15 protein-coding genes are annotated in these 12,997 nt (G+C 61.7%); 10 read left to right on the top strand and 5 right to left on the bottom strand.

The features are described from left to right. Positions 1–13 precede the first annotated feature (13 nt). The 3 genes from AC3WJP_RS24985 to zapE all read left to right on the top strand — a co-directional run bounded on the left by AC3WJP_RS24985 (position 14) and on the right by zapE (position 3,210). The gene (locus tag AC3WJP_RS24985; protein WP_493722605.1) at positions 14–649 is read left to right on the top strand and encodes an alpha/beta hydrolase; all 636 of its coding nucleotides are present in this window, start codon (positions 14–16) and stop codon (positions 647–649) included. Between the two features lie 25 nt (positions 650–674). Then, on the top strand, positions 675–2,030 hold the full coding sequence (locus tag AC3WJP_RS24990; protein WP_493722606.1) for a tryptophan--tRNA ligase: 1,356 nt from the start codon (positions 675–677) through the stop codon (positions 2,028–2,030). Between the two features lie 85 nt (positions 2,031–2,115). Next, positions 2,116–3,210 (top strand): cell division protein ZapE, encoded by a 1,095-nt coding sequence (gene zapE, locus AC3WJP_RS24995; RefSeq protein WP_493722607.1) that lies wholly within the window; start codon positions 2,116–2,118, stop codon positions 3,208–3,210. Between the two features lie 182 nt (positions 3,211–3,392). Here zapE and AC3WJP_RS25000 read toward each other — a convergent pair whose 3' ends face one another. Next, a complete protein-coding gene (locus tag AC3WJP_RS25000; RefSeq protein ID WP_493722608.1) occupies positions 3,393–4,418 on the bottom strand; it encodes a GlxA family transcriptional regulator in 1,026 nt (341 codons plus the stop codon). A 350-nt stretch (positions 4,419–4,768) separates the two neighbouring features. On the opposite strand from AC3WJP_RS25000, the gene rplM reads away from it, so the two are divergent. The 7 genes from rplM (at position 4,769) to AC3WJP_RS25035 (ending at position 9,439) form a co-directional block, all read left to right on the top strand. Beyond that, positions 4,769–5,197: a 50S ribosomal protein L13 gene (gene rplM, locus AC3WJP_RS25005; RefSeq protein WP_493722609.1), complete on the top strand. Its 429-nt coding sequence runs from the start codon at positions 4,769–4,771 to the stop codon at positions 5,195–5,197. A 14-nt stretch (positions 5,198–5,211) separates the two neighbouring features. Then, positions 5,212–5,604 (top strand): 30S ribosomal protein S9, encoded by a 393-nt coding sequence (rpsI, locus tag AC3WJP_RS25010; protein ID WP_493722610.1) that lies wholly within the window; start codon positions 5,212–5,214, stop codon positions 5,602–5,604. A 127-nt stretch (positions 5,605–5,731) separates the two neighbouring features. Continuing rightward, the gene (petA, locus tag AC3WJP_RS25015) at positions 5,732–6,325 is read left to right on the top strand and encodes a ubiquinol-cytochrome c reductase iron-sulfur subunit (protein ID WP_493722635.1); all 594 of its coding nucleotides are present in this window, start codon (positions 5,732–5,734) and stop codon (positions 6,323–6,325) included. Beyond that, positions 6,325–7,536: a cytochrome b gene (locus tag AC3WJP_RS25020; protein ID WP_493722611.1), complete on the top strand. Its 1,212-nt coding sequence runs from the start codon at positions 6,325–6,327 to the stop codon at positions 7,534–7,536. The genes petA and AC3WJP_RS25020 overlap by 1 nt, the downstream gene beginning before the upstream one ends. Further along, complete coding sequence (locus AC3WJP_RS25025; RefSeq protein ID WP_493722636.1) at positions 7,536–8,183, top strand: cytochrome c1; 648 nt, start codon at positions 7,536–7,538, stop codon at positions 8,181–8,183. Before AC3WJP_RS25020 ends, AC3WJP_RS25025 begins: the two co-directional genes overlap by 1 nt. A gap of 189 nt (positions 8,184–8,372) precedes the next feature. Continuing rightward, positions 8,373–8,990 carry a glutathione S-transferase N-terminal domain-containing protein gene (locus AC3WJP_RS25030; RefSeq protein ID WP_493722612.1) on the top strand — a complete coding sequence of 206 codons (618 nt, stop codon included), beginning with the start codon at positions 8,373–8,375 and terminating at the stop codon, positions 8,988–8,990. Positions 8,991–9,007: 17 nt separating this feature from the next. Then, the gene (locus tag AC3WJP_RS25035) at positions 9,008–9,439 is read left to right on the top strand and encodes a ClpXP protease specificity-enhancing factor (RefSeq protein WP_493722613.1); all 432 of its coding nucleotides are present in this window, start codon (positions 9,008–9,010) and stop codon (positions 9,437–9,439) included. A 71-nt stretch (positions 9,440–9,510) separates the two neighbouring features. On the opposite strand, the gene AC3WJP_RS25040 is transcribed toward AC3WJP_RS25035, so the two are convergent. The 4 genes from AC3WJP_RS25040 to AC3WJP_RS25055 all read right to left on the bottom strand — a co-directional run bounded on the left by AC3WJP_RS25040 (position 9,511) and on the right by AC3WJP_RS25055 (position 12,981). Further along, a complete protein-coding gene (locus AC3WJP_RS25040; protein ID WP_493722614.1) occupies positions 9,511–10,089 on the bottom strand; it encodes a BON domain-containing protein in 579 nt (192 codons plus the stop codon). Further along, positions 10,086–10,679, bottom strand: coding sequence for a phosphoheptose isomerase (locus AC3WJP_RS25045; protein WP_493722615.1), 594 nt, complete (start codon positions 10,677–10,679; stop codon positions 10,086–10,088). Before AC3WJP_RS25045 ends, AC3WJP_RS25040 begins: the two co-directional genes overlap by 4 nt. A 137-nt stretch (positions 10,680–10,816) precedes the next feature. Then, positions 10,817–11,203 (bottom strand): YraN family protein, encoded by a 387-nt coding sequence (locus AC3WJP_RS25050; RefSeq protein WP_493722616.1) that lies wholly within the window; start codon positions 11,201–11,203, stop codon positions 10,817–10,819. After that, positions 11,203–12,981 carry a penicillin-binding protein activator gene (locus AC3WJP_RS25055; RefSeq protein WP_493722617.1) on the bottom strand — a complete coding sequence of 593 codons (1,779 nt, stop codon included), beginning with the start codon at positions 12,979–12,981 and terminating at the stop codon, positions 11,203–11,205. Before AC3WJP_RS25055 ends, AC3WJP_RS25050 begins: the two co-directional genes overlap by 1 nt. Positions 12,982–12,997 lie beyond the last annotated feature (16 nt).

Below are 12,997 nucleotides of genomic sequence, written 5' to 3' on the forward strand. Positions count from 1 at the left end.
ACGGAGTTCATCCTTGCTCACCCGCGAAACCCCCTTGATGCTCGATGGCCCGTTGGGCCAACTGGAAGCGCTGTACCTCGATACACCCGATGCCACCGGCCTGGCGCTGATCTGCCATCCGAACCCGGTGCAGGGCGGCAACATGCTCAACAAGGTGGTCTCGACGCTGCAGCGCACTGCGCGGGATGCGGGTCTTGTCACGTTGCGTTTCAATTATCGCGGCACGGGCGCCAGCGCTGGCAGCCATGACATGGGCAGCGGTGAAGTCGATGACGCCCTGGCGGCGGCCACCTGGCTGCAGGCCCAGCACCCTGAGCTGCCGCTGACGCTGTTCGGCTTCTCCTTTGGTGGCTTTGTCGCCGCCAGCCTCGGCGGTCGCCTGGAGGCCCGGGGAAGCACCTTGAAACACTTGTTCATGGTTGCCCCGGCGGTGATGCGCCTCAAGCCCGAGCATCCGCTGCCACAACACTGCCCCATCACGGTCATCCAGCCGGAAACCGACGAAGTGGTCGAGCCGCAGCTGGTATACGACTGGTCCGATGCGCTGGACCGTCCCCATGAGCTGCTGAAAGTGGCAGAATGCGGACACTTTTTTCATGGCAAGCTGACCGATCTCAAGGATCTGGTCGTACCACGCCTTTCGAACTGACCGCAGCCTGACTAAGCGACCCGACATGACCGCCACTCGTATCCTCACCGGTATCACCACCACCGGGACCCCGCACCTGGGCAACTACGCCGGCGCCATCCGCCCGGCCATCGTTGCCAGCCGCCAGAGCGATGCCGATTCGTTCTACTTTCTGGCCGACTACCACGCGCTGATCAAGTGCGACGAGCCGCTGCGCATCCAGCGTTCGCGCCAGGAGATCGCCGCGACCTGGCTGGCGGCGGGGCTGGACGTGGATCGAGTGACCTTCTATCGGCAGTCCGACATCCCCGAGATCCCCGAGCTGACCTGGCTGCTCACCTGCGTCGCGGCCAAGGGCCTGCTCAACCGCGCGCACGCCTACAAAGCCTCGGTGGACAAGAACGTCGAGACCGGCGAAGACCCGGATGCCGGCATCACCATGGGCCTGTACAGCTACCCGATCCTGATGGCGGCGGACATCCTGATGTTCAACGCTCACAAGGTGCCCGTCGGCCGCGATCAGATCCAGCACGTCGAAATGGCTCGCGACATCGGCCAGCGCTTCAACCACCTGTTCGGCCAGGGCAAGGAATTCTTCGTCATGCCCGAAGCGCTGATCGAGGAAAGCGTCGCCACCTTGCCGGGCCTGGACGGGCGCAAGATGTCCAAGAGCTACGACAACACCATCCCGTTGTTCAGCAGCCCCAAGGAGATGAAGGAGGCGATCTCGCGGATCGTCACCGATTCGCGCTTGCCGGGTGAGGCCAAGGATCCGGACAATTCGCACCTGTTCACCCTGTTCGAAGCCTTCGCGACGCCGGAACAAGCCGCCGAATTCCGTGCCGACCTGCTGCAGGGTCTGGGCTGGGGCGAGGCCAAGAATCGCCTGTTCACCCTGCTTGACGCCGACCTGAGCGAGGCGCGAGACAAATACGCGACACTGATCCAGCGGCCGGCCGACCTCGAGGACATCCTCCAGGCGGGCGCCGCCAAGGCGCGCAAGGTAGCCACGCCGTTCCTGGGCCAGTTGCGCGAAGCGGTGGGCCTGCGCTCGTTCCGCGAGCCCGTGCAAGTGGCTACCGCCGGCAAGAAAAAAGCCAGCAAGGCCGCGCGCTTCGTGAGCTTTCGCGAGGACGACGGCAGTTTCCGCTTTCGCCTGCTGGCGGCAGATGGCGAACAGTTGCTGCTATCCCGCAGTTTCGCCGACGGCAAGGCCGCTGGCGCCGTCAGCAAGCAACTGCAGCAGGGCGGCGAGCTGGATGTGCGCCCCGAGCCGGATAGCGCCTTCAGCCTGTGGCTCGACGGTGCCTGCGTGGCCGACGGTCCGCAGTTTGCCGACGATGCCGTTCGCGACCAGGCCGTAGAGGCTCTGCGGCAAGCGTTGCAGCCTCAAGCGGAGTGATGCGACAGCCTGTCGCACAGTCCATTGCCATTCATCAGGGGCGCCGCTACAGTGGCGACCCGTTTTTGTTGCCTTGCTGACGAATATGACGCCTCTAGAACGATATCAAGCCGACCTCAAGCGCCCCGACTTCTTTCACGATGCCGCTCAGGAAAACGCCGTGCGTCATCTGCAGCGTCTGTACGATGATCTGGTGGCCGCGCAGCACAACAAGCCAGGCATGTTCGGCAAGCTGTTCGGCAAGAAAGAGCAGGTGCCGGTCACCGGTCTGTATTTCTGGGGTGGGGTCGGTCGCGGCAAGACCTACCTGGTGGATACCTTTTTCGACGCGCTGCCGTTCGAGCAGAAGGTGCGCACGCACTTTCACCGCTTCATGAAGCGCGTGCACGAAGAGATGCGCACCCTCAAGGACCAGAAAAACCCGCTGACGGTGATCGCCAAGCGCTTCTCCGATGAGGCGCGGGTGATCTGCTTCGACGAGTTCTTCGTCTCCGATATCACCGATGCCATGATCCTCGGCACCCTGATGGAAGAGCTGTTCAAGAACGGCGTGACCCTGGTGGCGACCTCCAACATCGTCCCCGACGGCCTGTACAAGGATGGCCTGCAGCGCGCGCGCTTCCTGCCAGCCATCGCGTTGATCAAGCAGTTCACCGAAGTGGTCAACGTCGACAGCGGCGTCGATTATCGTCTGCGCCACCTCGAGCAGGCCGAACTGTTCCATTGTCCGCTCGATGCAGCGGCCGAGAAGAGCATGCAGGACAGCTTCAAGGCGCTGACCAACAACAGCACCAAGGTCAAGGAAAACGACCCGCTGATGATCGAGAACCGCGAGATCAAGGCCCTGCGTACCTGTGACGATGTGGCCTGGTTCCAGTTTCGCGAGCTCTGCGATGGCCCGCGCAGCCAGAACGACTACATCGAGCTGGGCAAGATCTTCAACACCGTGCTGCTCAGCGATGTGGAGCAGATGAGTGTGACCATCGATGACATCGCGCGCCGGTTCATCAACATGGTCGACGAGTTCTACGATCGCAACGTCAAGCTGATCATTTCCGCTGAAGTGGAGCTCAAGGACCTGTACACCGGCGGGCGCTTGAACTTCGAGTTCCAGCGCACCCTGAGCCGACTGCTGGAGATGCAGTCCCACGAGTTCCTGACTCGCGCGCACAAGCCCTGACTTCGCTGCCGAACGCGCAAGCCCGCTCCCGCAGGACGATACGTAACTTGTGGGAGATTCTATGGTCTTGCGCAAACCGTGCCGGCCCCTTCGCCAGCAAGCTGTGCTCCCACAGGTGTTCGGCTCAGGCCGGTTTGCACTGTGGGAGCCGGGCTTGCCCGCGAAGAGGCCCTCGCAAGCGCCTAGGACTCCTGCATGAACTGCTGCCGATACTGATTCGGCGATAGCTGCGTGTGATGACGAAACAGCCGGGCGAAGAAGCTGGCGTCGTCGTAGCCCACTTCGTAGCTGATGGTCTTGATGCTCTTGCGCGTCGCCGACAGCAGCCCCTTGGCGGTTTCGATGCGCAGCCGTTGCAGATAATGCAGCGGCTTGTCCCCCGTGGCGGTATGAAAGCGGCGCATGAAATTGCGAATGCTCATGCCGTGCTCGCGCGCCACATCCTCGAAGCGGAATTTCTCGGCGAAATGCACCTCGAGCCACTGCTGGATGCCGAGGATGGTCGGGTCGTGATGCAGCTTCTGGCCGCCGAACCCGAGCCTGCCGGGTGAATAGTTGCGCTGTACCTTGAACAGAATCTCCCGCGACACCGCTTGCGCCACAGCCACGCCGCAGAAGCGCTCGATCAGATACACGTAAAGATCGCAGGACGAGGTCGATCCGGCCGCGCAGTACAGTGAATCGCCGTCGGTCAGGTGCTTGTCGCGGTTCAGCGTCACCCGCGGATAGCGCTGGGCGAAGTCGTCGAAAAAGCGCCAGTAAGTGGTGGCTTCCTTGCCGTCCAGCAGGCCGGCCTCGGCCAGCCAGTACACGCCGCTGGCTTCGGCACATAGGGTAGCGCCGCGCGCATGCTGGGCGCACAGCCAGGGCAGTATCTGCGGGTAGCGCGCCTGCAGGGCATCGAAGTCGCCGCCAAAGGCCGGCAGGATGATCACATCGGCGTCTTCCAGGCCGCCATCGACCGGTAGCCGCACACCACTGAAGGTGCAGGCGGGCTGACCGTCGGGGCTGACGAGGCGGGTTTCCAGGCGCGCGATACCGGGAAGTGATGGCGTGGTGGTCGGTGAATCCGGCAGGCGACCATGGCGCAGGTCGGCCAGGTGAAACAGATCCTTGGCCTGCATCGCGGTGGTGGCGAACACCTTGTCGATGGCCAGGATGTGGATCCTGCGCGGCGCCGGGGCAGGGGACGTGGTGGTCATGGGCATCTTGTTCTTGTTGGATCTTTTATAGGAGGCCGCTTATAGGGGATAGCGGTCATATGACGGCTGGATCGTCTTATTTTTCGACACTGCTGTCCAGTCACGGCACAAATCTGCGGCAAAACCCGGCGCGTTTTAAAAAGCAGCTTGAAATTTCTCCGTCAATCTGGATAATCCGCCTGCTCTTTCTGCAGTGGAAGTGATGCGCCGCCGCCGAAGAATCTTGCCGTTGAACGGACGCGCTGACCCGAGCCCCCGATAGCGTCTGTATCCGGCTGCCTTTGACTTGTCAAAGTACGCACTATTCAGTAAGATCCGCCGTCTATTTTGCTGGGCGGCCCCTGAGGCTATAAAGAATGAAAACTTTTACTGCTAAACCAGAAACAGTACAGCGCGACTGGTTCGTCGTCGACGCCGCTGGCCAGACCCTGGGTCGTTTGGCTACCGAAATCGCGAGCCGCCTGCGTGGCAAGCACAAGCCTGAATACACTCCGCACGTTGACACCGGTGACTACATCGTCGTCATCAACGCTGAGCAGGTACGTGTGACCGGTGCCAAAACCACCGACAAAATGTACTTCTCTCACTCCGGTTTTCCGGGCGGGATCAAGTCGATCAACTTCGAAAAGCTGATCGCCAAAGCTCCTGAGCGCGTGATCGAGACCGCGGTCAAAGGCATGCTGCCTAAGAACCCGCTGGGTCGCGACATGTATCGTAAGCTGAAAGTCTATGCGGGCACTGTACACCCTCATACTGCTCAGCAGCCCCAAGAACTGAAGTTTTAAGAGAATAGTTCCCTATGTCGGCGACTCAAAATTACGGCACTGGCCGTCGCAAGACCGCAACCGCACGCGTTTTCCTGCGTCCGGGTACCGGTAACATCTCCATCAACAACCGTACTCTCGACACTTTCTTCGGTCGCGAAACTGCCCGCATGGTAGTTCGTCAGCCGCTGGAACTGACCGAGACCACCGCCAAGTTCGACATCTACGTCACCGTTATCGGTGGTGGTGTCAGCGGTCAGGCCGGTGCGATCCGTCACGGTATCACTCGCGCTCTGATGCAGTACGACGAAACCCTGCGTGGCGCTCTGCGCAAAGCTGGCTTCGTGACTCGCGATGCTCGTGAAGTTGAACGTAAGAAAGTCGGTCTGCGTAAAGCACGTAAGCGTCCACAGTACTCCAAGCGTTAATTCGCTTTCTGGTACTGGCTTTCGAGCCCAGAAAAACCCGGTTCCTAAACGAGCCGGGTTTTTTTTCGTCTTATGGAACGAGAAGATGTGTGATGACGCAGGCGCGCAATTGACAGCGAAGGGCCCGATGGGCGACGAGAACATCAATCCGGGTCGGCGCCGCTTCCTGGTGGCTGCGACCTCGGCGGTCGGTGCGGTGGGCGCTGCAGGTGCTGCGGTGCCTTTTATCGGCTCCTGGTCGCCGGGCGCGCGGGCCAAGGCGGCGGGCGCGCCGGTGCGCATCAATGTCGGCAAGCTCGAGCCCGGGCAGCAGATGGTTGCCGAGTGGCGTGGGCAACCAGTGTTCGTGCTGCGTCGCGGCGAGGCGATCCTGGCCAATCTGGGCAAGGTCACCCCGCAACTGGCCGATCCGCAGTCCGAGGATTCGGTGCAGCCGGATTATGTCGACCATCGCCTGCGCTCCATCAAACCTGAAATTCTGCTGGTGGTCGGCATCTGCACGCACTTTGGCTGTTCGCCGACGTTTCGCCCGGAAGTCGCCCCCGTCGATCTGGGTGCCGACTGGGTCGGTGGGTATTACTGCCCCTGCCATGGTTCGCGCTACGATCTCGCCGGGCGGGTGTACAAGTCGCAGCCCGCGCCGCTGAACCTGCCGGTGCCGCCCCACGCCTATGAGTCGGCCGACATCATCGTCATAGGTATCGATCAGGAGCACGGTTAATGGGCAAGTTGATGGATTGGGTGGATGCGCGCCTGCCGGTCACCAAGACCATTCGCGAGCACATGACCCACTACTACGTGCCGAAGAACCTGAATTTTTTGTACGTCTTCGGCTCGCTGGCCTTGCTGGTGCTGGTCAATCAGGTGCTGACCGGCATCTGGCTGGCCATGAACTACACGCCCACGGCCGAGGGCGCTTTCGCTTCGATCGAGTCCATCATGCGCGACGTGCCCTTCGGCTGGATCCTGCGCTATATGCACTCCACCGGGGCCTCGGCGTTTTTTATCGTGATTTACCTGCACATGTTCCGTGGTCTACTCTATGGCTCTTACCAGAAGCCGCGAGAGCTGGTGTGGATCTTCGGCATGCTGATCTATCTGACGCTCATGGCCGAGGCGTTCACAGGCTATCTGCTGCCGTGGGGGCAGATGTCCTATTGGGGCGCGCAGGTGATCATTTCGCTGTTCGGTGCCATTCCGCTGATCGGCGGCGAGCTGGCTCAATGGATTCGCGGCGATTACCTGATCTCGGGCATTACCCTCAATCGTTTTTTCGCCTTGCACGTGATTGCCCTGCCGATCGTGGTCGTTGGTCTGGTGGTGTTGCATATCCTGGCCTTGCATCATGTCGGGTCCAACAACCCGGATGGCGTTGATATCAAGCTGCACAGGGACGAGGCGGGGCGTCCGCTCGACGGGATTCCGTTTCATCCGTATTACACGGTCAAGGACCTGCTGGGCGTCGGGATCTTTCTGCTGGTGTTCTGTGCGGTGGTGTTTTTCTTTCCGCAGATGGGCGGGTACTTTCTCGAAGGGGCCAACTTCGAGCAGGCCAACGCCTTCAAGACGCCAGAGCATATTGCCCCGGTGTGGTACTTCACGCCCTTCTATGCCATCCTGCGGGCCGTTCCTGGCAAGCTGCTGGGAGTGATAGCCATGGGGGCGGCGATCGCCTTGCTGTTCGTGCTGCCCTGGCTTGATCGCAGTCGAGTCAAGTCGATGCGCTACAAGGGGTGGGTCAGCCGCGTGGCGCTGGCGTCGTTCTGTGTGGCCTTCGTGGCGCTGGGGGCCTTGGGTGCGCAGGCGCCGACGCCAATGGGCACGTGGCTCTCGCGGATCTTTACCCTGGTGTATTTCGCCTACTTCCTGACGATGCCGTTCTACACCCGTCGAGAACGTACCAGGCCCGTGCCGGAGCGGGTGACTCGATGATCAAGGTCGTATTGCTGTTGTGCCTGATGTGGCTGTGCCCGGCGCTGGCGCTGGCCCAGGAGGCGCCGCGGGAGCGGGTTGATATCGATCTGGCGGACCGGTCGGCATTGCAGGACGGCGCGCATACGTTCGTCAACTACTGCATGGGCTGCCATGGGGCGAAATTTCAGCGCTACGAGCGCGTTGCCGACGACCTGGGGATCGCCCATGAGCAGATGCTCAAGGAGTTGGTGTTCAGCGGCGCCAAGATCGGTGATCCCATGGCCAGCAGCCTGCGGGCGAGCGACGGCAAGCTCTGGTTCGGCGCCGCGCCGCCCGATCTGACGCTGGTCGCGCGGGTGCGTGGCAACGACTGGCTGTATGGCTATCTGCGCGGGTTCTATCCGGACGCGACGCGGCCTTGGGGCGTGAATAACCATGTGCTGCCCGGCGTCGGCATGCCCAATGTCCTTGAGTCGTTGCAGGCGCGGCTGCCGCCCGCGCAGTTCGATGCAAAGGTCAAGAATCTGGTGACCTTCCTCGCGTACTCCGCCAACCCGGTCAAGTTGCAGAGTCAGCGAATCGGCTTGTACGTGCTGTCATATCTTGTGGTGTTCTTGGGCTTCGCTTTCTTGCTCAAGCGCGAATACTGGAAGGATGTGCATTGAAATTGCTGTAATATTCAGCCCCTATTGCGCGCGCCCTCGGGCGTCTCCGTGCGATGACCCATGGATTGGCCGCCCGATGAGCAGGGTTTTGCTGCTCGTGGCGAGTGCTGGATCCGGGTCATGCCAGGGGCGACTGCGGGCGCGTTCGTATCTGCAGATCCATTATTTTTATACGCGAGGAGGACCGCCATGGGCGTGACCAATCGGTTGGCCTGTTACTCCGACCCCGCCGACCACTATTCTCACCGAGTGCGCATCGTGCTGGCCGAGAAGGGTGTCAGCGCCGAGATCATCGATGTCGTTGCCGGGCGTCAGCCTGCCAAGTTGATCGAAGTGAATCCCTACGCCAGCGTGCCGACGCTGGTCGATCGTGACCTGGCGCTGTACGAGTCGACGGTCGTCATGGAGTATCTCGACGAGCGTTATCCGCACCCGCCGCTACTGCCCGTTTACCCTGTCGCTCGCGCCAACAGCCGTTTGCTGATGCATCGCATCCAGCGCGACTGGTGTGGCTTGGTCGATACCATCCTCGATCCGCGCACCAAGGAGAGCGCTCGGGTGCAGCCACGCAAGGAGCTGCGCGAGAGTCTTACCGGGGTTTCTCCGCTGTTCGCGGACAAGCCGTTTTTCTTGAGTGATGAGCAAAGTCTTGTAGATTGCTGTCTATTACCCATACTTTGGCGCCTGCCCATCCTGGGGATCGAGCTGCCGCGGCCGGCCAAGCCACTGCTCGATTACATGGATCGCCAATTCGCCCGAGAGGCTTTCCAGGCAAGTCTCTCAGCCGCCGAACGTGAAATGCGTTAAGTTTTCAAGGAGCCATGATGAACTCCAGTCGTCCCTATCTTGTGCGAGCGCTCTACGAGTGGATCGTGGATAACGATTGCACCCCCCACATGCTGGTCAATGCCGATTACGCTGAGGTGCAGGTCCCTCAGGGCTTCGCCAGCGATGGCCAGATTGTCTTGAACGTATCGCCCAGTGCCGTCCGCCATTTGCACATGGACAACGACGCCGTGAGCTTCGAAGGGCGCTTTGGCGGTGTTCCGCACAGCCTGTTCGTGCCTGTGGGCGCGATTCTCGGTATTTATGCGCGCGAGAACGGCCAAGGCATGGTCTTCGATCTGGAAACTTCGGATATCGACGAGGAAGAACTCGACTTCACCGAAGAGGTCGATGCCGATGATGACGTGCCGCCGCCAGATGGCCAGCCGCCGCGCCCCACTGGCCGGCCGAGCCTCAAGGTCGTGAAGTAACGGCGACCTGGCTCGACGTACAAAAAAAGGCGACCCCTGAGGTCGCCTTTTTTGTGCGGATCGCGTGGCGATCAGTTGATGTATTCGAACAGTTTGACGATCTTCTGTACGCCAGAAACGCTCTGTACCAGATTGGTGGCCTGGGCGCCTTCCTGTTGGGTGACGAGGCCGAGCAGATAGACGATGCCGTTCTCGGTGACGACCTTGATGCGCGAGCCTGGGACGCTGGCGTCCGTCAGCATCTGCGTCTTGATCTTGGTGGTCAGCCAGGCGTCGTTGTTGCGCGCCAGCAGTGAGGAGGGTTCGAGCACCTGCAGTTCGTTGTGGACCAGTTTCACGCGTTGGACCTGGCCGGCGGCCTGCTCGGCGGCGGCCTTGAGGTCGGCCCGTGGCGTTTGCCCGGCCAGCAGGACCACGCCGTTATAGCTGGTCACCACGATGTGCGAGTTGGTGTCCAGATCCGGGCTGGCCTTGGCCACGTTGACCTTCACTTTGGTTTCGATCAATGAGTCGTCGATCTTGCTGCCGAAGGTGCGGGTGCCGCGATCGTCGTCGATGGGTTTGTCGCGGGTAGCGGTAATTACCGAGCTGCAGCCGGACAGGGTCAGGCACAGGGTCAGGGCCATGAGGCCAAGGCGATTAGGGGTCATTCTTCACTCCCGAACAATTGGCTGTCGATCAGATCGCAGAGGCAGTGGATCGCCAGCAGGTGGACTTCCTGGATACGAGCGGTGACGGTAGCGGGTACGCGGATTTCGACGTCTTCAGGCAGCAGCAGCGACGCCATGCCGCCGCCATCGCGACCGGTCAGGGCTACGACAATCATTTCCCGATCATGTGCTGCCTGGATGGCTTGAATGATATTTGCGGAGTTGCCGCTGGTGGAGATCGCCAGCAGTACGTCGCCGGGTTGGCCCAGGGCGCGGATCTGCTTGGAGAAGATTTCGTTGTAGCTGTAGTCGTTGGCGATCGAGGTGATCGTCGAGCTGTCGGTGGTCAGTGCGATCGCCGGCAGGCTGGGGCGCTCGCGCTCGAAGCGGTTGAGCAGTTCGGAAGAGAAGTGCTGGGCGTCGCCGGCCGAGCCGCCGTTGCCGCAGGACAGCATCTTGCCGTCGCAGAGCAGGGTGTTGACCATCACCTGACTGGCTTGTTCGATGTACGGTGCAAGGACTTCCATCGCCTGTTGCTTGGTATCGATACTAGCCTGAAAAAGCTGGCGAATTCGGGATTGCATGTCCATCAATGAGACCTTAAGTAGGGCGGCTGGTCGGGGAGTATCGAGTGGTCTCGAATGCTGCCCGGCACATGAATGTGCAGCCCGCGAAGCAAAGCGTTAGAAGTCGTGAGTACGAAAAGGGGTGTGATAAACATCGCGCATCAGCTCTCGAAAGCGTTTTTCAGCCAGTTGAGACCTGCTGTCGAAGGATCGCTGCCTTCAATGGCGATCACGTCGAACCGGCAGGGGGAATCAGCCCAGCGCGGTTCGTGCAACAGAAAATACTGGGCGGCCAACACAAGCTTCTTGCGCTTGCCGGCATCGACACTGCCTGCCGCTCCGCCCCATCGTGAATGCAGGCGATAGCGAACTTCGACGAATACTACTGTATCGCCATCAACCATGACCAGATCCAGCTCACCTCGTTTGCAGCGCCAGTTCTTGAACAGCGTGCGCAAACCATTCGCGAGCAGGTGGCGCTCGGCCCACTGCTCGGCTTGCTGGCCGCTGCGCTGACTGCTCTGCGGCGAGGAAAGCGGTGCGGGCATCAGCGCGGCGTATCGGGAAGGCGCTTGACCTGCCCGCCGTCGAATTGCGCCCACGGCAGCTGACGCTCGATGCGCTGGCTGGTGGTCATGCTCAGGCTGCCCGAGAGGCCGTCTACGCGGTTGTCCGGCAGCGCCTTGAGTTGATCCAGGCGTGGCGCCAGCAGGAACGCGTCGGCGCCCATGGCATAAAGGCGGCCGAGGCTGCCAGCCGACTGCGGCCATTGGCGTACCACTTGCTGACGCAGGGCGTTGCCGGTGTCCAGCAGCCAAGGGGTTTCGCAGAAGCGCACGCCGGCCATGTCGTTGTACTGGGCCTGATCGCCACTGGCGCTATAGACATGGGAAGTGGCATAGACAGGCACATCGGCCGCGTACTGGTAGTTCAGGGTTGGTTTGATCTGCTGTGCCAGCTGCGGCGTGGCGGCGAGGAAGATGAAGTCGATGTCCTGGCGGCGGGTCGGCGTCGCACCAGTGGTATTGCCAGCGCCACGCAGCTGGAACATTTCGGCGATCTGGTTGGCCAGAGCTACGGGCTGGTCGACGCGTTCGACGGCCATGATCTTGCCGCCACCGCCTTCCCAATCCTGACGGAAGGCCGCCAGCACACGATCACCCCATTCGCCTTTCGGCACCATGGCGGCAGCGTTGTGCAGGCCATCGGCACGAGCGCGGCGCGCGACTTCATGGGCTTCGTCTTCGGCAGCCAGGCCGAACTGGAACAGCTGGGGTGGGCCGGCCTGGGTCGAGTCGCTGTAATTGAGTGCGAGGGTGGGCAGTGGCAGCTGCGGTTTGGCGCTGAGTTGCTTGACCAGATTCTTCTCCAGTGGGCCGACTACCAGCTGCACACCGGCCGCCTGGGCCTGGCGGTAGAAGTCGTCCATGGAGGTGATCCGCGAGCTGTCGTAGATCTCGATGGCCGGGACTTTCTGGCCGCTCTGCTGGGCCTGGAATTGCGCGGCCATGAAGCCTTCACGCAGGGCGCGTGCCACTGAGACGAGCTGGCCCTGTTGCGGCAGCAGCAGGGCGATTTTGTCCAGTGGCTGGTTCTTGAGGTTCTTGATGGTCACCAGCTGTTGCGGCAACTGCTTGGCCGCGGGATGGTTGGGGTGCTGCGCGACCCAGTTGTCGATGGCGGCCTGTTGTTGTTGCAAAGTGCCCGGGGTCTTGGCTGCCAGGGCCAGGCTCAGCCAGCCACCGAGGTCGTCGTTGCTGGTGGCCTGCAGTTGTTCGGGAGGCAGGGCCATTACCAGCGACCAGATGGCATCCTGGTTGGTTGCGGCTTCGGCGCCACTGAGCAGTGGTGCGATGAAGATCCGTTCACGGGCTGCGGCCAGCGTCTGGTTGTCGGCTTCGAGAGCCTTGGCCTTCACCGTCGAGGTGCGGATCTGCTGCTCGACCGGCAGCTCCGCCAGATGGCTCATGCTCGGGTGGTTCAGGGCGCTCAGGGCAGCCTTGGCGTCGTTGCGGGTCATCGCCAGTTCGGCGCTGAGGGTCGCCGCGAAGATCTGCTGGGCGGGCTTGAGCGAGTCCAGCGGCACCGTGCCGAGGATTTGCGTGGCGCGGGCCGCATCACCCTGGCGCGAGGCCTGGTCGGCGGCGCTGAGGCGCAGCAGTGCGGCTTCTTCCGGCTTGGCGGAGGCGGCTTTTTCGAGCAGTTGTTCGATGCTCGCGTCCGGCGTGCGTGGCAGTTCACCCAGGGTCGACGACGGGGAGCTGGCGCAGGCGGCCAGCAAGGCAGCGAGGCAAAGGGCGGTCAGCAGCCGCAGGCAAGCTATCATTTAGATCTTCCTGATA

The organism is Pseudomonas sp. GW821-FHT01A09 (assembly GCF_058986725.1).